This is a genomic window from Mesorhizobium sp. CA15 (genome assembly GCF_020165215.1).
Taxonomy (GTDB): Bacteria; Pseudomonadota; Alphaproteobacteria; order Rhizobiales; family Rhizobiaceae; genus Mesorhizobium.
In genome coordinates, this window is sequence record NZ_JAIUHQ010000001.1 from 60,103 (window position 1) to 80,488 (window position 20,386).

The following is a 20,386-nucleotide window of genomic DNA, read 5'->3' on the forward strand; positions in this document are numbered from 1 at the left end:
TCCAGGACACGCGTAGCGATTTTTCGTCGGGAATTGCGCAAGATCAAATACGCGTTCCGGCCGGCGTTCTATCGAAAGCTGACCCGCAACTGGTAGCGGAATAGTCTACCGAGCATGATGACGGAGCGGCAGGAGGTTCCGCTCACCGGGAGGATAGGTTGATCGGACGGCAACCAGCCGTGCACGCGGACCAAGTCCAGGCCTCGGTCGCCAAGAGCGACGCAGCCCACTCGGCGGTCGTCGCCTCGTGGCGGCGGTCGCTCCAATTGCACGGCCTGGACCCCGCAGCACGCACGGCGCCGCGGCGGCTGACCGAAGGCGAGCTCAGGCTCACGAGGCAGCGCATGGAGCGGTTGATCCGCGCGGCCGAACCCAGCCTCAATCGGCTCTATCTCGCCGTGGGCGGCGTCGGCTGCTGCGTCATGCTGGCGGATCGAGACGGCATCCCGGTCGAGCGACGGGGCGCCGTCGCGGACGACGGGACATTCGATGAATGGGGCCTGTGGACCGGCACCGTCTGGAGCGAGGACAGCGAAGGCACCAACGGCATCGGCACCTGCATCGCCGACCAGCGCGCTCTGACCATCCACCGCGATCAGCATTTCTTCTCCCGCAACACGCTGCTGAGCTGCACCACGGCGCCGGTCTATGATCATGAAGGCAATCTGGCGGCGGCGCTCGATGTCTCGTCCTGCCGGTCGGACCTGACCGAGGGCTTTGTCCAACTCATCGCGGTCGCCGTCGGCGACGCCGCGCGCCGGATCGAAGCGGAAAATTTCCGCATGGTGTTTTCGGATGCCCGCATCTTGCTCGCACCCGTCACCGAGCGCAGCGCCGGTGCGCTGATAGCGGTCGATTCGGATGATCTCGTGATCGGCGCGACGCGCTCTGCCCGTCTTGGTCTCGGCATAACGCGGGAAGCGCTGGCGAGAGGACTGCTTGCCGCCGATATTCTCGGCGACTGCGCAAAGACCGCTGAGGATTTGGACGATGCCGAACGTGGTGTGGTTCAGCGGGCGCTGGCGCGCGCCGGCGGCAACGTCTCGGCCGCCGCGCAGAACCTCGGCATCTCCCGCGCCACCCTGCATCGCATGCTGGCGCGCTTCCACTCTCGCCTCCCTCCTTCATTGCAGACCCTACTGTCGCAGTTCTGCGACAGTCGGGCGCCACGATCATCCAGCCCCGGGCTGACAAGCCAACGCCGATCCGCAACCCTTCCTCCCATAGCGCCGCATCCCGCGGCGTGCTCATTGGGAGGCAGTGATGAACAAGGTGGAATTCTCGCGCACGGCCAAGGTTCCTTTCGCCAAGCGCTACGACAACTTCATCGGCGGCAAGTGGGCGGCGCCGCTCTCCGGCAGATATTTCGACAACATCTCGCCGGTCACCGGCCGGCCGCCCTGCGAAATCGCCCGGTCGGACGCAAATGACATCGAGGCCGCGCTTGATGCCGCCCACAAGGCCAAAGACGCCTGGGGCAAGACCAGCCCCGCGGCCCGCGCGCTGATCCTCAACCGCATCGCCGATCGCATGGAAGACAATCTCGACCTGCTGGCGCTCGCCGAGACCTGGGACAATGGCAAGCCGATCCGCGAGACGACCGCCGCCGACCTGCCTCTGGCCATCGACCATTTCCGCTATTTCGCCGGCGTGCTGCGCAGCCAGGAAGGCTCGATCTCCGAAATCGACCACGACACCGTCGCCTACCACTTCCATGAGCCGCTCGGTGTCGTCGGCCAGATCATTCCGTGGAACTTCCCGTTGCTGATGGCGGTCTGGAAGCTGGCGCCGGCGCTCGCCGCCGGCAATTGCGTGGTGCTGAAGCCCGCCGAGCAGACACCCGCCACGATCATGCTGTGGGCCGACCTCATCGGTGACCTCTTGCCCGAAGGCGTGCTCAACATCGTCAACGGCTTCGGCCTTGAGGCCGGCAAGCCGCTCGCCTCGTCGAACCGCATCGCCAAGATCGCTTTCACCGGCGAGACGACCACCGGCCGCCTGATCTCGCAATATGCCAGCCAAAACCTCATTCCGGTGACGCTCGAGCTTGGCGGCAAGTCGCCCAACATCTTCTTCCAGGATGTGACGGCGGAAGACGACGATTTCTTCGACAAGGCGATCGAGGGCTTCGTCATGTTCGCGCTCAACCAGGGCGAGGTCTGCACGTGCCCCAGCCGCGCGCTGGTACATGAGAAGATCTACGACAAGTTCATCGAGCGCGCGCTGAAGCGTGTCGAGGCGATCGTCCAGGGCGATCCGCTCGATCCCGCCACCATGATCGGCGCGCAGGCCTCGAGCGAGCAGCTGGAAAAGATCCTGTCCTACTTCGACATCGGCCGCCAGGAAGGCGCCGAAGTCTTGACCGGCGGCGAGCGGAACCATCTGCCGGGCGATCTCGCCGGCGGCTACTACGTCAAGCCGACAGTGTTCAAGGGCAACAACAAGATGCGCATCTTCCAGGAGGAGATCTTTGGACCCGTCGTGTCCGTGACGACCTTCAAGGACGATGACGAGGCGCTGTCGATCGCCAACGACACCCTCTACGGCCTCGGCGCCGGCATCTGGAGCCGCGACGCGAACCGCTGCTACCGCTTCGGCCGCGCCATCCAGGCCGGGCGTGTCTGGACCAACTGCTTTCACGCCTACCCGGCGCATGCCGCCTTCGGCGGCTACAAGCAGTCCGGCATTGGCCGCGAGACGCACAAGATGATGCTCGACCACTATCAGCAGACCAAGAACATGCTGGTCAGCTACAGCCCGAAGAAGCTCGGCTTCTTCTGATCCTCCCAGGGCGAAGAGGAGGGCGCGGCCCACCCGCGTCCTCCCGTCAGTCGAGGAGGATTTGATGGATAAGCCTTCATTGGGCAAGGTGTCGGCCACGCCGGAGGCCGAGGCGCTGCTTGCCGAGATCATCGCCGATCACGGCCCGGTTCTGTTCCATCAGTCCGGCGGCTGCTGCGACGGCTCCTCGCCGATGTGCTACCCGCGTGGCGAGTTCATGATCGGCGACAATGACGTGAAATTGGGCGAAATCGGCGATACGCCGGTCTATATCAGCGCCTCTCAATATGAGGCGTGGAAGCACACCGACCTCATCATCGATGTGGTGAAGGGCAGGGGCGGGATGTTCTCGCTCGACAATGGCCGCGAGAAGCGCTTCCTGACGCGCTCGACGGTTTGCGCGGTGCTTACGCCTTCGGGCAGTTGATCAGACGACGTTGGGGTAATTATCGCGCTTTGTTGGGCCTTTGGCTCGCAACCTGTCCGCCTTAGTGCTATGGCGCCGCTTTCGAATGGAAAAGCAAAGTCATGGCAGGTGTTGAACAGATCACGGTTGAGGCCGGTGAGGCGGGCATGCGGCTCGACCGCTGGTTCAAGGTCCATTATCCGGGCCTCGGCTTCGGCCATCTGCAGAAGTTGCTTCGGTCGGGGCAAATCCGCGTCGATGGCGGCCGGGTGAAGGCCGACACGCGTGTGGAGCCCGGCCAGTCCGTCCGCGTTCCGCCGCTCGATGTCGATAAGAAGGGCGATGCGCCGCTCACCGGCCACTCGATCCGCAACCAGGGCGATGCCGACGTGCTCGCCAAGATGCTCCTGCATGAGGATCCGAAAGTTTTCGTCTTCAACAAGCCGGCGGGGCTCGCCGTGCAGGGCGGCTCCGGCATCACCCGCAATGTCGACGACATGCTGGAGGCCTGGCGCAACAAGAAGGGCGAGAAGCCGCGCCTCGTCCATCGCCTCGATCGCGACACGTCCGGCGTGCTGGTGGTTGCCCGTACCCGTCTTGCGGCGATGAAGCTGTCGGAGGCGTTCCGCGCGCGAGAGACCAAGAAAACCTACTGGGCGCTGGTCAAGGGCGTGCCGCCCAAGCGCGAGGACAAGATCTCGACCTGGCTGATCAAGGAGCCGACGGAAGATGGCGACCGCGTGCGCGTGGCTGCGCATGGCGAGAAGGGCGCCGACCACGCCGTCTCCTACTACCGTGTCATCGAGCAGGCGGCGCAGACGATGACCTGGCTGGAGATGGAGCCCTATACCGGCCGCACGCACCAGCTTCGCGTTCACGCCGCCTACATAGGTTGCCCGATCATCGGCGATCCCAAATATTTCGAGGCCGATACCAACTGGGATTTCCCGGGCGGCATTCAAAACCGCCTGCACCTGCATGCGCGCCGCATCATCATCCCGCATCCGGACCACGGCGTCATCGACGTCACGGCGCCGATGCCGCCGCATATGCGCCAGAGCTGGAACCTGATCGGCTTCGACGACCAGAGCGCGGAAGACTGACTTGGCTGTCGCCCCCGCGTTGGATCGCCGCGATGCGGTCGACATGGCCGCGGCGGCCATCATGGTCGGGTTGACCTTCTCCTGGGGGCTGAACTACGTCGCCGCCAAGGTCTCATACGCTGGCTACGACCCCGTCTTCGTCTCGATCGCACGTTCGCTCATCGGGGGAGCCTGTGTGTTCGCCTGGTGCCGGCTGCGCGGCATCAAGCTCTTCGAAGCGGACGGGACGTTGTCCGCCGGCATCATCGTCGGCGTGCTCTTCGGCGTCGAGTTCCTCTGCCTCTATATCGGGCTCGAATACACGACCGTTGCCCGCAACACGCTCCTGGTCAACACCATGCCGTTCTGGGTGCTGATCGGCGGACATTTCCTGCTTGGCGAGCGTATCAATGCGCGCAAGCTCGGTGGCCTTGTTCTCGCCTTCTGCGGCCTGGCGGCGGTTTTCGCCGACGGCATCACTGCCGGCAGCGACGCGACACTGACCGGCGATCTGCTCAGTCTCGGCTCGGGCATTCTCTGGGCAGCGACAAGCATCGTCATCAAACGATCGAGGCTGGTCGAGACGCGCGCGGAGAAACTGCTGCTCTATCAGCTGGCCGGCGCCGCCGTCGTCGGCCTGCTGGTGATGCCTTTCGCCGGTCCGCCCATTCGAGCGCTTGCCGTCCTGCCGACACTGGCGCTGCTGTTCCAGTCTTTCTATATCGTCGCCTTCACCTATGTGTTGTGGTTCTGGCTGCTCACGCGCTATCCGGCGGCCGGCTTGTCGAGTTTCGCCTTTCTGTCGCCGGTGTTCGGCGTCCTTTGCGGCGCGGTGCTGTTGGGCGAGCTGCCGACGACCAGGATTTTCCTGGCGCTCGGCCTGATTGCCGCCGGGCTGATCATCGTCAATCGCCCGGCGCGCAGACAACCCACACCATAGATCAGCTCGCGGAACGGCAAGCTGCCCTATCGATTTATGTTGACGCGATTGCGGACGCAAAACCGCTTCACACTTTTCCTCAAATTGCTTTAAGGAGTTCGGCATGCGCGACATCCTCGAAGACCTCGAAGCCGGTAAGCTGCTTTCAGATCCCGATCCTGTGCGCCGCGCCCAGATCCAGATGAAGACGCCGCTGCCGAAACGTTTCTACAAGGATGTTTCGGTGGTTCCTGTCGAGAATGGCTTTGCCGTTCATCTCGACGGCCGCCCGGTGCGCACGCCTGGCAAGACTGTGATGGTGCTGCCGACCGAAAAGGCTGCAGCACTTGTGGCCGCTGAATTCAGCGCGCAAGGCGAAGTCATCGATCCCGTGACGATGCCGGTCATGCGGCTGGTGAACACCGCCATCGACGGCGTCGCCTCCGATCCGCAGGCGGTGCTGGAGGATATCCTGCGCTTCGCCTCGTCCGATCTTCTTTGCTACCGCGCCGACGGCCCGCAAGGCCTAGTCGATCGCCAGAACAAGCATTGGGACCCGGTGCTGGACTGGGCGCGGGGCCATCTCGGCGCACGCTTCAACCTTGCCGAAGGCGTTATCCATGTCGAGCAGCCGCGCGAGACAATCGCGGTCCTCGGCGTGCATCTAGGCCAGCGCTCGGAGCCGATGCGGCTGGCCGCCATTCATGTCATGACCGCGCTGACTGGCTCGGCGCTGCTCGCGCTCGCTGTCGACTTCGGTGAGCTCGACGGCGAGGAAGCCTGGGCCGCCGGCCATGTCGACGAGGATTGGCAGATCGAGCATTGGGGCCAGGATGCGGAGGCCTTGGCGCGCCGCTTGGCGCGCAAGCGCGACATGATGGCGGCGGTCAGCCTGCTCGAGGCGCTGCAGGGCTAAAGTAACTTCAGGAACGCCGCACAACGGGTTCCGTTCAGAATACCGCTTGGCCACTGACAGCTATCCGGCAACCGATCCTATGCTATTATTCGCCGCGCAATCGGGGGGCGGCAATGTCAGACTTTCGGAATGCGGTAACCTCAATGCCGGCCAGGGAGCGCCTGGCTAAAGCGCCCCATGGCGCAAAAGTTGTGATCCATGCCACTGCCGCCGAGACGAACGGCGCATTCGGGATGTGGGAAACTTTCACCCCACCCGGGAAAGGCCCGGCCCCTCACACTCACACCCGAGAGACCGAGGTTTTTCGGGTGATACGCGGGATCTATCATTTCCAATGTGGTGACGAGGAATTCGATGCCCCTCCAGGCGCCGTCGTTGTTTTGCCTCCTCACGTGCGTCACAGTTGGCGAAACATTGGCGACGAGCCCGGGCAGATGTTTGCAATAGTGACGCCGGGTGGCTTCGAGCAACTCTTCATGGAGATAGAGGCCTCTGGCGCCGACGCGCCCGACGAGATCGCATTGATTGAAGCACGCCTTGGGATAATCAACGACGAGACGTTGGCGATCAATCGCTGACGCTTGGCCATGCATCTTGAGAAACGCTTCCTTTCCAAGAAGACACATTCGATCGGCGATATTTGCCGCCTAGTGCCGGAAATGATCCGCTCCAAGTGCTGCACTCAGCTTTCGCAGCGCACCTAATACCAAAGTCATAATCCCATCGTCGCGGTGCCTTTCGCCCGCCCTTTCTGTCATTTTTCCTTCGTTGGCTGCGTTTTTGAGTCCGCGTTCGCAGGAGCGCGGACGGTGGCGCGCAGCCATCGAGGACAGACGGGATCTCACGGGAGGATATATCAATGGCAATGGCTTCGACCGCCGGCGGAACCAGCCGCGGCATGACGCGGGAGGAGAAGAAGGTCATCTTCGCCTCCTCGCTCGGTACCGTTTTCGAGTGGTATGATTTCTATCTCTACGGCTCGCTGGCCGCCTTCATCGGCTCGACCTTCTTCAGCCCGGCGATTCCCGAAGCGACGCGCAACATCTTCGCGCTGCTGGCCTTTGCCGCCGGCTTCCTTGTGCGTCCGTTCGGCGCGCTCGTGTTTGGCCGCATCGGCGATCTCGTCGGCCGCAAATACACCTTCCTCGTCACTATGACGATCATGGGCCTGTCCACCTTCCTGGTGGGCCTGCTGCCCGGCTATGCCAGTTGGGGCATCGCGGCGCCCGTGATCCTGATCGGGCTGCGCATGCTGCAGGGCCTTGCGCTTGGCGGCGAGTATGGCGGTGCCGCGACCTACGTCGCCGAACACGCGCCGGACGACCGACGCGGCTACTACACGTCCTGGATCCAGACCACGGCGACGCTCGGCCTGTTCCTGTCGCTGATCGTCATCCTGATCGTCCAGGGCTCGCTCAGCAAGGAGACCTACGCCAGTTGGGGTTGGCGCATCCCCTTCATCGTCTCGTTCCTGCTGCTCGCCATCTCGATCTGGATCCGGCTGTCTCTTTCGGAGTCGCCGACCTTCCAGCGCATGAAGGAGGAAGGTAAGGGCTCCAAGGCGCCGTTAACGGAAGCTTTCGGTCAGTGGAAGAACGCCAAGATCGCCCTTCTGGCGCTGCTCGGCCTTACCGCCGGCCAGGCCGTGATCTGGTACAACGGGCAGTTCTACGCCCTGTTCTTCCTGCAGAACGTGCTGAAGGTCGACGCATGGTCGGTCAACGTCATGATCGCTATCGCGCTGGCCGTCGGCTCGATCTTCTTCGTCGTGTTCGGCTGGCTGTCGGACAAGATCGGCCGTAAGCCCATCATCATGGCAGGCCTTGCGTTGGGCATCGTCTGCACCTTCCCGCTGTTCAAGGCTCTGACCTGGGCCGCCAATCCGGCTCTGGCCACCGCGCAGCAGAACACCCGCGCGACGGTGACGGCGGCGCCCGGCGACTGCAAGTTCCAGTTCAATCCTGTCGGCACGGCGAAGTTCACGACATCCTGTGATATCGCGACGTCGTTCCTGACCAAGAACTCGGTGCCTTACGACGTCGTTGCGACGGCAGCGCCCGGCACGGCTGCCACGGTCAAGATCGGCAACGAGACGGTGGCGTCCTATGATGCCGTTGCCGCTGGCGATGAGGCCAAGGCCAAGGAGGCGGCCTTCCAGAAAGCGGTGAACATGGCGCTGCGGGACGGCGGCTATCCGCTGAAGCGCGCCGCGGCCAAGGTTCCGGACCAGAAGCTCGACGCCTTCATCGCGGCCAATCCCGAACTCAAGCTCGATGCCGCGGCCATCCGCGGCGGCGAAAAGGCGACGGTTCCGGCCGACAAGGCGATCGCCGACAAGCTGCTGACCAAGGAGGAGGCGGCGGGTGCGCCCGAAGTCACCGTCTACAATATCCCGGGCGGCGGTCCGTTCGCCATGACTGCCGATCCGGCAGCCATCAACTGGCCACTCACGATCGGCATCCTGTTCATCCTGGTGCTGTTCGTGACCATGGTCTATGGGCCGATCGCGGCCATCCTGGTCGAGATGTTCCCGACCCGCATTCGCTACACCGGCATGTCGCTGCCCTACCACATTGGCAATGGCTGGTTCGGCGGTCTGCTGCCGGCCACGGTGTTCGCGCTCAGCGCCTACAAGGGCGATATCTACTACGGTCTCTGGTACCCGGTTATCATCGCGGCAATGTCGCTTATCATCGGCATGATCTTCGTCAGGGATACGCTCGGCACAGACCTCCACGCCAAGGAATGACCTCGGTCATCCCGCTCAAACAGAAGGCCCGGCGTGAGCGATCACGCCGGGCTTTTTTCATGCCCAATTGGAAGAAAGCGGACAGCTCAGCTCCTGCGCTGCTGGTTCTCTTCCTCGATCGCCGCTTCGTGGTACCAGCCGTCGAAGTCGGCGTGCTCGCCGCGAAGTGCCGCAAGTTCTGCCGCGAATTTGGCCTTGGCGCCTAAATTTGAGGCAGACTTGCGTGCTGCGAGCGGGAACAGCAGGACTTTTGCCGACGGCCGCGATGGCGTGACTTGCATTGCCGATCTCCTCGCCTTTTCAGGAGCGTACCGATTCACCTTCCCATCAAAATATGCCCTGCGACTCCTTTAGGCAATATGCTTACAAAAAGATCAGCAAATGCCTATTCTGTAAGCAAAAACGGCGCCTGAACGATCCAATCGCATTGCTGAGACGGCTCAACAAAATCAACGCGTTGCCATGACCATTTTGCCGCACCCCGCGAAGGCCGAGTGGCATACGAATTGCTTTTTGACCGTCGGCAGGCCGGCTCGAGCCGGCCGAGCGTCGCCACCATTTGGCGGTGATCAAGCAACGAGAGGCTCTAGAATGACCAAATACAAGCTCGAGTATATCTGGCTGGACGGCTACACACCGGTCCCCAATTTGCGCGGCAAGACCCAGATCAAGGAATTCGCCGAGTTCCCGACGCTCGAGCAGCTGCCGCTATGGGGCTTCGATGGTTCCTCCACGAACCAGGCCGAGGGCCGCAGCTCCGATTGCGTGCTGAAGCCGGTCGCGCTTTATCCGGACCCGGCCCGCACCAACGGTATTCTGGTCATGTGCGAAGTGATGATGCCTGATGGCGTCACCCCGCATGAATCCAACAGCCGCGCGACCATCCTCGACGACGAGGATGCCTGGTTCGGCTTCGAGCAGGAATATTTCTTCTACAAGGACGGCCGTCCGCTTGGCTTCCCCGAGAGCGGCTACCCGGCCCCGCAGGGTCCGTATTACACCGGCGTTGGCTACAAGAACGTCGGCGATGTCGCCCGCCAGATCGTCGAGGAACATCTCGACCTTTGCCTCGCCGCCGGCATCAACCATGAAGGCATCAACGCCGAAGTGGCCAAGGGCCAGTGGGAATTCCAGATTTTCGGCAAGGGCTCCAAGAAGGCCGCCGACCAGATCTGGATGGCGCGCTATCTGCTGCTGCGTCTGACCGAAAAATACGGCATCGACATCGAGTTCCACTGCAAGCCGCTCGGCGACACCGACTGGAACGGCTCGGGCATGCACTGCAACTTCTCGACCAAGTACATGCGTGAAGTCGGCGGCAAGGCCTATTTCGAGGCGCTGATGGCGCAGTTCGACAAGAACCTGATGGATCATATCGCGGTCTACGGCCCGGACAACGACAAGCGCCTGACAGGCAAGCACGAAACTGCGCCGTGGAACAAGTTCTCCTACGGTGTCGCCGACCGCGGCGCTTCGATCCGCGTGCCGCACTCCTTCGTCAAGAACGACTACAAGGGCTACCTGGAAGACCGTCGCCCGAACTCGCAGGGCGACCCCTACCAGATCGCCTCGCAGGTGCTGAAGACGATCTCGCAGGTTTCGACCGCCGCGGTTTCGGCTGCCGCCTGATCTCCTCGCTTGCCAGGGCGCAGGCCCCTGGCGCGATGAGCACGCTAGAAAAGCCCCAGCGGAAACCCGCTGGGGCTTTTTGCATGAGGTAAGCCGGCAATACAGGTCCGCCTGCCGCCGTCAGGCGGCAATCACGCACGCGATTTGAGCGCTGCCACCATCTTGGCGTGCGGCAGGGCGGGCGTGCGGTTCCCGTCGTTGTTGACCAAGGCGAGGAAGATGTCGCCGGAGAAATGCGAGCAGCCGGCGGTGCCGGTGCGCGAGCCCGGCCGGCACGCGCCGCGCCGGCTCGAAAGCCCGTCTTCAGAAATGAAAAGCCCTTGGAAGGGAATGCCTTCCAAGGGCAGAATTTCTATCCGATCAGAAGTTTAGACCGAATAGTACATGTCGTACTCGACCGGGTGCGGGGTCATTTCGAAGCGCATGACCTCGGCCATCTTGAGCTCGATATAGCTGTCGATCTGATCGTCGTCGAAGACGCCGCCGGCCTTGAGGAAGCCGCGGTCCTTGTCGAGGTTCTGCAGCGCTTCGCGCAGCGAGCCGCAGACGGTCGGGATCTTCTTCAGCTCCTTCGGCGGCAGGTCGTAGAGATCCTTGTCCATCGGCTGTCCGGGGTGGATCTTGTTCTTGATGCCATCGAGGCCGGCCATCAGCATGGCGGCGAAACCGAGATAGGGGTTCGCGCCCGGATCGGGGAAGCGGACCTCGACGCGCTTCGACTTCGGCGAGTTGCCGAACGGAATGCGGCAGGAAGCTGAGCGGTTCCGCGCCGAATAGGCGAGCAGCACCGGTGCCTCATAGCCCGGCACCAGACGCTTATAGGAGTTGGTCAGCGGGTTGGTGAAGGCGTTAATCGCCTTGGCGTGCTTGATGATGCCGCCGATGTAATAGAGGCAGCTCTCCGACAGGCCGGCATATTCGTTGCCGGCGAAGGTCGGCTTGCCGCCCTTCCAGATCGACTGGTGGACGTGCATGCCCGAGCCATTGTCGCCGAACACCGGCTTCGGCATGAAGGTGGCTGTCTTCCCGTAGGCGTTGGCGACCTGGTGCACGACATACTTGTAGATCAGCATCTTGTCGGCGTTGCGCACCAGCGTGTCGAACTTGATGCCGAGCTCGTGCTGCGCGGCGGCGACCTCGTGGTGGTGCTTTTCGACGCGCACACCCATTTCGGCGAGCACGGTCAGCATCTCGGAACGCATGTCCTGGCAGGAATCGATCGGCGGCACCGGGAAATAGCCCCCCTTGATGCGCGGACGGTGGCCGAGATTGCCGGTCTCGTAGTCGGTGTCGTCGTTGGAGGGCAGTTCGGTCGAGTCGAGACGGAAGCCGGTGTTGTAGGGATCGGCCTTGTACTTGACGTCGTCGAACACGAAGAACTCGGCCTCGGGACCGACATAGATGGTGTCGCCGATGCCTTCCGCCTTCATGTAGGCCTCGGCCTTCTTGGCGGTGCCGCGCGGATCGCGATTGTAAGCCTCGCCCGAAATCGGATCGAGGATGTCGCACAGGATGACCATGGTCGACTGGGCGAAGAACGGATCCATATGGACGGTATCCGTGTCCGGCATCAGCACCATGTCGGACTCGTTGATAGCCTTCCAGCCGGCGATCGAGGAGCCGTCGAACATGACGCCGTCGGCGAACATGTCTTCCTCCACCTCGACGACATCCATCGTCACATGCTGCAGCTTGCCCCGCGGATCGGTGAAGCGCAGGTCGACGAATTTCACGTCGTTGTCCTTGATCTGCTTCATGATGTCTTTGGCTGTCGTCATGTCATTTCTTCCCTGTGTGATGACGTCCGGAAATGGATTGTAGGTTTGGTCAGATGGCGTCGATGCCGGTCTCGCCCGTGCGGATGCGCACGACTTCCTCTATGTTGGAGACGAAGATTTTTCCATCGCCGATGCGGCCGGTCTGCGCCGCCTTGCGGATGGCCTCGATGGCGCCTTCGACAGCCTCGTCGCCAAGCACCACCTCGATCTTCACCTTGGGCAGGAAATCGACGACATATTCGGCGCCGCGATAGAGCTCGGTATGGCCCTTCTGACGGCCGAAACCCTTGGCTTCGGTGACGGTGATGCCTTGCAGTCCGGCCTCCTGAAGCGCTTCCTTCACTTCGTCCAGCTTGAATGGCTTGATGATCGCTTCGATCTTTTTCATGTAAAAAGTGGCCTCCACTGCCAAGAAGACGGGTTGTGTGCCCCGCTTGCGCCTTCATCAAGCACGAAGCGTGCCAATCCTGAGGAGCGCAGACGGTGAGGGGCGTTTTCGCGCCCATGCCGCGTCCGGATGCAAATTCGCGTCATCGGCTGCACCGGATGCGTCATGGACGCCCAAACCGTATACATCGCTCCTCCTCGCGCCTGCGCAAAAAATGGGCAGACAGCGCAATTTGCAGGCTGAACCCCTCCCGGACGCGACCGCATTTGCGAGACAATGCCGCAATCGCAGGTTTGCTTCGAACCAAAAACTGGACAATGCTTGATCGCATGGAGATCGGCAATCCCATGCGCAATGAACTTCTATCGCCGGCCGAAATGGCCGAGGCCGACAGGCTGACAATCGCGGCCGGGCCGCTCGACGGGTATCGCTTGATGCTACGCGCCGGCGAGGCGGTCGCTGCCGTCGTGCTGGCGCGCTATCCTGGCGCGAAGAAGGTGCATGTGCTGTGCGGTCCCGGCAACAATGGCGGCGACGGCTATGTCGTGGCGCGACTGCTGGCCGAGGCCGGCGTCGATGTGGCCCTGTGGACATCGGGCAAACCGCGGGCAGGCAGCGACGCCGCGCTTGCGGCGGCTGATTGCGCTCTGGAGCGGCACCCGCTTTCTGCCTTCACCGCGGAAGCCGGCTCGCTGGTTGTCGACGCCATCTATGGTGCGGGCCTGTCGAAGCCTCTCGCCGGCGACGCCAGAGGCGCGGTCGACACCGCGACGGGCATGAACCTGCCGGTTGTCGCGATCGACCTGCCTTCGGGCGTTTCAGGCGAAAGCGGCGAAATCCTCGGTTCGGCATTTGGCGCGGCTCTCACGGTGACCTTCGCACGAAAGAAGCCTGGGCATCTGCTGCTGCCTGGCCGCGAGCGATGCGGCGAGATCGTGTTGGCCGACATCGGCATTCGTGACGAGATCATCGACGAGGTCGCGCCGCGGGCCTTTGAGAATCGCCCCGGGCTCTGGATCGCAAGCTTTCCCGCGCCCGCCCTCGACACGCACAAATACAAGCGCGGCCATGCAAGCGTCTTTTCAGGCGGACCATCCGCGACGGGTGCGGCGCGCCTCGCAGCGCTTGCGGCCGCAAGAAGCGGGGCAGGGGCCGTCACCGTGCTGTCGCCGGCTAACGCCATGCAGGTCAACGCAGCGCATCTGACCTCGATCATGCTGCGCAAGGTCGACGCGATCGAGGATGTGCATGATCTTATCGGCGATCGCCGGCCGTCCGCCTTCGTTCTCGGCCCCGCCTTCGGCATCGGTGACAAGGCGCGCGATTTCGCGCTCGCCGTGCTCGCCAAAAACCGGCAGGACGGCGGCGTTGAGGGTCTCGTGCTCGACGCCGACGGCATCACCTCTTTCCGCAATGCGGCCTCGACGCTGTTCGAGGCGGCCGCCAGACCGGACGCGCCGGCGTTGATCATGACGCCGCATGAAGGTGAGTTCGGCAGGTTGTTTGCCGACATTGCCGGCAACAAGGCCTTGTCGAAGCTGGCCAAGGCACGCGAAGCCGCGCAACGCGCCAACGCCGTGATCGTCTACAAGGGCGCCGACAGCGTGATCGCCTCGCCGGAGGGCCGCGCCGCGATCAATAGCAATGGCGCCCCATGGCTCGCCACCGCCGGGTCGGGCGACGTGCTGGCGGGTATCATTGCCGGGCTCCTGGCGCAAGGCATGCCGGCCTTCGAAGCGGCTTGCGCCGCGGTCTGGATCCATGCCGAAGCCGGCAGCCGCTTTGGGCCGGGTTTGATTGCGGAAGACCTGCCTCTGGCCATGGTGCCGGTTCTTCGCGAACTGGCGCAGAGCGCTGTCCTATGAAGCGGCTGGGGCTGCTTGTTGCCGTCCTGGCCGCTTTCATTGCCCAGCCGGCGCGCGCCACCGATCATCCGGTTGCCATCATCGACGACCCACGCGTGCTCGCCGCACTAGATGCCGGGGGATATGGCTTCGCCGACCTCTTCGGCGTCGACGGCAGCGACGATCTGAAATCCCTCTATGATGAGGCACCAACCTATCACGCCATCGTCGACACAGTGGCCGGCGATGTCGCCGCGTTGCGCACCGAGATGAAGGCCGACGGCCGTACTCTCTACGAAGTGACCGACGGCAATGTCGGCCGCATCATCGACATGCGCTGGCTGAAGACGAACGCGGCGCGCTTCCGCCTTGTCGGCGTCGTCAACCGGCTCGACCGACGCGATTTCGCAACACTTGGCAACGAGACGAGCTGCGGCGAGGTGCGGTTCATCTATCGCCTGGCCTACAGCTTCAGGAAGAACGGCAAGCAACTGGCCTCGCGCCTGCCGTTCAACTTCAGCGCCATATACCGCGTCGCTCAAGATGCCGACGGCGGCTGTGTGGGCGCTGCCGGCCGCTGGACGCCGCAGCTCGACGAAACGGTCGATGCCGGCTGGCTGACCGGCGGGCCGCTCGAAAAGGCCTCGCTGTCCTTCAAGCAACTCGAGCTCAACGCGCAGGTGGTGCGCTTTCCTTCCGGCCAAGAAACCGAGTTCGGCGGGCAGGCCGCTTACCTGATGCGCATCTTCAGCATCGATGGTTCGAGGGTCGGCGAAAAACCGCTGGAAAATACGCCGGACACAGCCCGGCTTGCCGAGGACGCCGATCTGAAAGCGCGGCTTGCCGACTATGTCCGCGTCAATGCCGCTGCGGTCGATCTCGGCGTCTACGAAATCCCGGACGAATTCCTCGCCCGAAAAGTCGTCTCCTGGTCGACCTTCGGCAGCGCAAGGCAAGCCAATCATCCGTTCACGCCGCTGTTCGACCCACAGGAGTTCGCCGGGCTCGACTATTCGAAGTTTACCTTGGCGCGCACGCCGGACGCTTTGATCGAGCGGCTCGACAACGGCGCCTGCCAGGGTTGCCATCAGGCGGGCTCGACCGCCGGCTTCCATTTCATCGGTCTCGACGACGCCACGACCTCGCCGCTCAACCGTATCGAAGTCGGCATCTCGCCACATCTCCATGCCGAGATTGCGCGCCGCGAGGCGTGGCTCAAGGCGACGGCTGAAGCCAGGGAGCCCAATCGTTTTCGTCCGCTCTCCTTCGCGCCGCCCGCCGCCTGGAAGGATGCGGGCGAGCCCGCCTATGCGCCGGCCGAAACGGCAATGCCATGCCTGATGCCGGATGACGCAAGCCGCTTTGGCGGCACCTGGCAATGCGGCGCCGGCACGGTCTGCACGCCGATCGCGACCGCATCGGGCGTGAGGACCAAATTGGCGCAATGCCTGCTGCCCAAGGAGAGCCCTGCGATGTTTTCCGGCCATCCTTGCCTGACTGGCTCGATCGAGAGCAACAGCGCCCAGCCGTTCAACGATCGCTACAAGATCACCGGCCAATTCGCTGCTTTCGCGCCGGCGATCTCGCGCACTGCCTATACCTGCCGGCCGCCGAAGATCGGCGTTCCGGGAGGCTTCGCGTATCGCGCCTGCGACGACAAGGATCGCGCCTTCTCCACTTTCAAGCCCGGCAAGCCGATGCCGAGCGAGATCTGCGGCTTAGTCGGCGGCAAGAAGTTCGACACCTGCGTGGCCACCAACAATTTCGGCCAGTGTCTCGGCGGCTCGGTCAACCGCGGTAACCGCCCAGCCTGCTCGGCTGACCATTTCTGCCGCGAGGATTATATGTGCCAGTCGCTGCCGCCGGACACACCGGGCGCCGCCAGGGTCAAGGGCATCGGCTTCTGCTCGCCGACCTATTTCATCTTCCAGATGCGCATCGACAATCATGCTACGCCTTGGGCGACCACGGCGCGCGCGAGCATGGGCGCGGGTTTCGGGGCGGCAGCCGAGGAATAGGTCAGGTGAATTGCGGCGCGTTTTTTCGGATCGCCGCCGCAAGCGCCTCGCGAACCCTGTCCTCGGACACTGCGCGCGTGTTCTCCACCCAGCCTGGCGTCGAAATCGGCGGCTCGAGAAAAATCACCTGTTCGTTCACCGGACCGTGCATATAGGCTCGGTTCAAACCGTATATGAGCACACAAGGGCCGCCCAGCGCCCCAGCAGCGTGGGAGATGCCGCCATCGACTCCGAGAAAAATGGTTGAGGCCGCGATCTGGCACATGGCTTCTGCAATATCGGGCGTCGAGGTAAAATCCAGCGCCTCGGGCAAACAAGCCCTGATTTCCGCCGCAGCCTGCCGCTCGCGCGGCCCGCCGATCAGCCAAACCGACCAGCCGCGGGCAACATGGTCGCGCGCGATCGAGACGAAGCGCTCCATCGGCCATGAGCGCTTGTTGGCAAAGTCCGACGTGTAGAGGGCAATCGCCGGCTTCGCCGGATCGATCCCGTTGCGCCGACGCCAACCGGCAAGCTCTTCGGCGGAAACAACCAGCTGCGGAGCCGGCAATGGTCCGTCCTCGGCTGGCCTTTTGCCGAGACGCGCGATTGCGCAAACCTGGTCTGCCACCCGCGTCTTGCGCGGGCCGAATGCAAGCATTGATTTCAGCCAACCGGCGGGCAGCCGGTTGACGATGCCGAACTGGAACTCGCGCGGATAGCCGATGCGCTCCGGTATTCCGGCCAGCCATGGCACCAGGCAAGCCTTGGTGCTGCTGGTGAGCATATAGGCCGCCTGGTAATTCTCCCGGCGGATTTCGCGTGCCAGACCAGCCCGCTCTTTCAGCCCTGGCTTCCAGTGCTTCTCGGCTATCCAGGCCTTGCGAACATGCGGCATCAGCCGCGCCAGCGGCGCGGCGACCCTTGAAGTGATGATGTCGATCGGCTGCCCCGGGAATCTCTCGGCGATGATCCGGATGGCCGAGTGGCAGCGGATGAAATCACCGATCGCCGGCAGGCAGAAGATCAGGATGGGGCGCAATGCGCGATACTCTTTCGGTCCGGAACGGTCAGCGCTGCTAAGAAACACCTGCGTGATGTCTCATGGAAGCGCTTCGCCATCAAGAATACGGTGGTAGAGCTCGATATAGGCTTTTGCGGCCTTTTGGATCGGGAACCGGTCTGCCGCGGATTCGCGGCATCTTTGCGCCGGCAAACCGTCGATTTCACCGAAACCGCGCGCGAACTCCTCATCCGTGTCGAAGAAACGGCCGGTATCGGCATCGACAGTTTCGGGCAGCGCGCCGCGTGCCGTGGTCAAGACCGGCGTGCCGCACAGCATGGATTCGACCGGCGCGTTGCCGAAAGGCTCCTCCCAGGAAATCGGATTCAGAAAGGCTTTGGTCTCGCCCAGCAATCGCACCTTCGGTTCGCCGTCGACCATGCCGTGATAGCGGAAGCGCGGCGACAGGCTCTTGAAGAACACGCCCTCGCGTCGCGTCTTGCTGCGGCCAAGCAGCTTCCAGCGCGAGCCGCCGGCGATATCGAGCTTGAAATCGTACTTTTTCGCCAGGTCCACCGCCCGGTTAAGGCCCTTTCCGGCCCGCGCGATGGCCGCCATGAAGAATAGATGGTCGTTCTTCGTCGCTGCCAGGCGATAGGCATCCACCGGAAAGCCATTGTAGACGAAGGTCTTGCGCCCATGCAGCTCGGCATGGCGGGCGCTGATGAAGCTCCAGTTCGGCTGCGGCCGCGGATAATCCGGCAGATGGCCGCGCTCGGTATTGAGCGTCGGAAAAGGAACTTCGACCTTCCAGGCGTGGAGATGGACGATCTCGGTGTCCCTGGGCACAGCCGCGCGGCATTCGTCATTGGTCACTGCGTGGCGGACCTCGCACATCGGATGCGACGATCCCGGGCCGGCGATCAATGTCACCTGATGCCCCATCTTGACCATTTCCGTGGTCAGCCATCCGACCTGCCGCTGGATGCCGCCATAGCCTTTGCACGGAATAAGGCCCTGGGCCGCAAGTGTTATTCGCATTTCGTATCCGCGCTCATGTTAGCGGTTGTCCTTTCGGCTGGCGGGAGGTCTTTCACAAAGGAATGTTGTCGTGCTTCTTCCAGGGGTTCTGCATATCCTTGTTGCGCAGCATGCGCAGCGCCCGCGCGATGCGACGCCGGGTCGAGTGTGGCATGATCACCTCGTCGACATAGCCGCGTTCGGCGGCGACGAAAGGCGACAGGAAGCGGTCCTCGTAAGTCTTTGTATGAGCGGCGATTTTCTCCGGATCGCCGATGTCCTTGCGATAGATGATCTCGACCGCGCCCCTGGCGCCCATCACCGCGATCTGCGCCGTCGGCCAGGCATAATTCATGTCGCCGCGCAGATGCTTCGAGGCCATCACGTCATAAGCCCCGCCATAAGCCTTGCGGGTGATGACGGTGATCTTCGGCACGGTCGCCTCGGCATAGGCGAAGAGCAGTTTGGCGCCATGCTTAATTAGCCCGCCATATTCCTGCGCGGTGCCCGGCAGGAAGCCTGGCACGTCGACGAAGGTGACGATGGGAATTGAAAAACAATCGCAGAAGCGCACGAAGCGCGCGGCCTTGCGGCTGGCGTCGGAATCGAGCACGCCGGCCAGCACCATCGGCTGGTTGGCGACGAAACCGACCGTGCGGCCCTCGACGCGGCCGAAGCCGGTGACGATGTTCTTGGCGAAACTCTGCTGGATCTCGAAGAAATCGCCTTCGTCCGCGACCTTCAGGATCAGTTCCTTGATGTCGTAGGGCTTGTTGGCATTGTCGGGGATCAGCCGGTCGAGCGACAGGTCGTGATCCGTCACCGACTGGTAGCACTCTATCTCGGGAATCTCGGCTGTGTTCGACGCTGGCAAAAGATCGACCAGCCGGCGCATTTGCAGCAGCGCCTCGACGTCATTGTCATAGGCGCCATCGGCGATGGAGGATTTGGTGGTGTGCACGCTTGCGCCGCCGAGGCTTTCCGCGGTCACCGTCTCGTTGGTCACGGTCTTCACCACGTCCGGTCCGGTGACGAACATGTAGGAGGTGTCGCGCACCATGAAGATGAAATCGGTCATGGCGGGCGAGTAGACGTCGCCGCCGGCGCAGGGACCCATGATCAGCGAGATTTGCGGGATGACGCCGGATGCCAGCACATTGCGCTGGAATATCTCGGCATAGCCGCCAAGCGCCGCCACGCCCTCCTGGATACGCGCGCCGCCGGCGTCGTAGAGGCCGATGATCGGCGCGCGATTGCGCAGCGCCATCTCCTGGACCTTGATGACCTTTTCGGCATGCGCTTCCGACAGCGAGCCGCCGAACACGGTGAAATCCTTGGCAAAGATATAGACCGGGCGCCCATTGACGGTGCCCCAGCCGGTGACGACGCCATCGCCGGCGATCTTGGTCTTCTCCATGCCGAAATCGGTCGAACGATGCTCGACATACATGTCGAACTCTTCGAACGAGCCCTCGTCGAGGAATATCTCGATACGCTCGCGCGCAGTGAGCTTGCCCTTCTTGTGCTGCGCCTCGATGCGGTCCTTGCCGCCGCCCATGCGGGCAATCTCGCGGCGACGCTCGAGTTCCTTCAGCACGTCTTTCATTGCTAGTCCTCAAAACCAATAGATAATTTGTGGTAATCGCGCCGGCAGGGGAGCGCAAGAACCCCTGTTTTGCTGCACCGCAACATGACGCCCTTGCATTTCGGGACAAACTCAGCCATATGCAGCGGCATAGGCGCTTGGGCCGGGAATCATCCGGCCTTCTCGACGAATGAGACTGGTTGCGTCTGTTTTCCCTCTTTCCGGCAAATCGGCCCTGGTCGATCGGCAAGCTGGCGAAAAAGCCCCGAGGCATGATGCTTGCGGGCAC

The 20,386-nt window shown here is 62.9% G+C and carries 17 protein-coding genes and 1 pseudogene; 11 read left to right on the forward strand and 7 right to left on the reverse strand.

The genetic code is table 11. From position 1 onward, the window contains the following. Window positions 1-158: 158 nt before the first annotated feature. From LB515_RS00375 to LB515_RS00410, 8 genes and pseudogenes are all read left to right on the forward strand, one after another. Window positions 159-1,115 (forward strand): annotated as a pseudogene (locus LB515_RS00375) (GAF domain-containing protein); the annotation flags it as partial. Window positions 1,116-1,263: 148 nt separating this feature from the next. Next, on the forward strand, window positions 1,264-2,781 hold the full coding sequence (gene adh, locus LB515_RS00380) for an aldehyde dehydrogenase (RefSeq protein ID WP_224706417.1): 1,518 nt from the start codon (window positions 1,264-1,266) through the stop codon (window positions 2,779-2,781). A 64-nt stretch (window positions 2,782-2,845) separates the two neighbouring features. Continuing rightward, window positions 2,846-3,208 carry a DUF779 domain-containing protein gene (locus LB515_RS00385; protein WP_224638982.1) on the forward strand — a complete coding sequence of 121 codons (363 nt, stop codon included), beginning with the start codon at window positions 2,846-2,848 and terminating at the stop codon, window positions 3,206-3,208. Between the two features lie 101 nt (window positions 3,209-3,309). After that, complete coding sequence (locus tag LB515_RS00390; RefSeq protein WP_224706418.1) at window positions 3,310-4,290, forward strand: RluA family pseudouridine synthase; 981 nt, start codon at window positions 3,310-3,312, stop codon at window positions 4,288-4,290. Between the two features lie 43 nt (window positions 4,291-4,333). Continuing rightward, window positions 4,334-5,209 (forward strand): DMT family transporter, encoded by an 876-nt coding sequence (locus tag LB515_RS00395; protein WP_224706752.1) that lies wholly within the window; start codon window positions 4,334-4,336, stop codon window positions 5,207-5,209. 103 nt (window positions 5,210-5,312) lie between these two features. After that, complete coding sequence (locus LB515_RS00400; protein ID WP_224706419.1) at window positions 5,313-6,104, forward strand: ATP12 family chaperone protein; 792 nt, start codon at window positions 5,313-5,315, stop codon at window positions 6,102-6,104. Window positions 6,105-6,217: 113 nt separating this feature from the next. Beyond that, window positions 6,218-6,682, forward strand: coding sequence for a cupin domain-containing protein (locus LB515_RS00405; protein ID WP_224706420.1), 465 nt, complete (start codon window positions 6,218-6,220; stop codon window positions 6,680-6,682). Window positions 6,683-6,963: 281 nt separating this feature from the next. Further along, the gene (locus LB515_RS00410; protein ID WP_224706421.1) at window positions 6,964-8,853 is read left to right on the forward strand and encodes an MFS transporter; all 1,890 of its coding nucleotides are present in this window, start codon (window positions 6,964-6,966) and stop codon (window positions 8,851-8,853) included. 86 nt (window positions 8,854-8,939) lie between these two features. Here the strand turns inward: LB515_RS00410 and LB515_RS00415 are convergent, their stop codons facing one another. After that, the gene (locus LB515_RS00415; RefSeq protein WP_224530070.1) at window positions 8,940-9,134 is read right to left on the reverse strand and encodes a DUF2735 domain-containing protein; all 195 of its coding nucleotides are present in this window, start codon (window positions 9,132-9,134) and stop codon (window positions 8,940-8,942) included. A 310-nt stretch (window positions 9,135-9,444) separates the two neighbouring features. Between LB515_RS00415 and LB515_RS00420 the strand changes: the two genes are divergently transcribed. Next, window positions 9,445-10,482 carry a glutamine synthetase beta-grasp domain-containing protein gene (locus LB515_RS00420; RefSeq protein WP_095765491.1) on the forward strand — a complete coding sequence of 346 codons (1,038 nt, stop codon included), beginning with the start codon at window positions 9,445-9,447 and terminating at the stop codon, window positions 10,480-10,482. 131 nt (window positions 10,483-10,613) lie between these two features. Here LB515_RS00420 and LB515_RS00425 read toward each other — a convergent pair whose 3' ends face one another. The 3 genes from LB515_RS00425 to LB515_RS00435 are packed head-to-tail and all read right to left on the reverse strand — an operon-like array spanning window position 10,614 to window position 12,648. Then, window positions 10,614-10,823, reverse strand: a complete 210-nt coding sequence (locus LB515_RS00425) for a hypothetical protein (protein WP_224706422.1) — start codon at window positions 10,821-10,823, stop codon at window positions 10,614-10,616. Window positions 10,824-10,850: 27 nt separating this feature from the next. Further along, on the reverse strand, window positions 10,851-12,260 hold the full coding sequence (gene glnA, locus LB515_RS00430; RefSeq protein WP_095765489.1) for a type I glutamate--ammonia ligase: 1,410 nt from the start codon (window positions 12,258-12,260) through the stop codon (window positions 10,851-10,853). Window positions 12,261-12,309: 49 nt separating this feature from the next. Further along, window positions 12,310-12,648, reverse strand: a complete 339-nt coding sequence (locus LB515_RS00435) for a P-II family nitrogen regulator (protein WP_018428041.1) — start codon at window positions 12,646-12,648, stop codon at window positions 12,310-12,312. Between the two features lie 347 nt (window positions 12,649-12,995). Between LB515_RS00435 and LB515_RS00440 the strand changes: the two genes are divergently transcribed. Together LB515_RS00440 and LB515_RS00445 are read left to right on the forward strand one after the other, a co-directional pair. Further along, complete coding sequence (locus LB515_RS00440) at window positions 12,996-14,513, forward strand: NAD(P)H-hydrate dehydratase (protein ID WP_224706423.1); 1,518 nt, start codon at window positions 12,996-12,998, stop codon at window positions 14,511-14,513. Continuing rightward, window positions 14,510-16,510, forward strand: coding sequence for a hypothetical protein (locus LB515_RS00445; protein WP_224706424.1), 2,001 nt, complete (start codon window positions 14,510-14,512; stop codon window positions 16,508-16,510). The genes LB515_RS00440 and LB515_RS00445 overlap by 4 nt, the downstream gene beginning before the upstream one ends. A 1-nt stretch (window position 16,511) precedes the next feature. Here LB515_RS00445 and waaF read toward each other — a convergent pair whose 3' ends face one another. The 3 genes from waaF to LB515_RS00460 are packed head-to-tail and all read right to left on the reverse strand — an operon-like array spanning window position 16,512 to window position 20,118. Next, a complete protein-coding gene (waaF, locus tag LB515_RS00450; protein WP_224628216.1) occupies window positions 16,512-17,531 on the reverse strand; it encodes a lipopolysaccharide heptosyltransferase II in 1,020 nt (339 codons plus the stop codon). 60 nt (window positions 17,532-17,591) lie between these two features. After that, complete coding sequence (locus LB515_RS00455) at window positions 17,592-18,533, reverse strand: glycosyltransferase (RefSeq protein WP_224706425.1); 942 nt, start codon at window positions 18,531-18,533, stop codon at window positions 17,592-17,594. Between the two features lie 52 nt (window positions 18,534-18,585). Continuing rightward, window positions 18,586-20,118: an acyl-CoA carboxylase subunit beta gene (locus tag LB515_RS00460; RefSeq protein WP_224608814.1), complete on the reverse strand. Its 1,533-nt coding sequence runs from the start codon at window positions 20,116-20,118 to the stop codon at window positions 18,586-18,588. Between the last annotated feature and the right edge of the window lie 268 nt (window positions 20,119-20,386).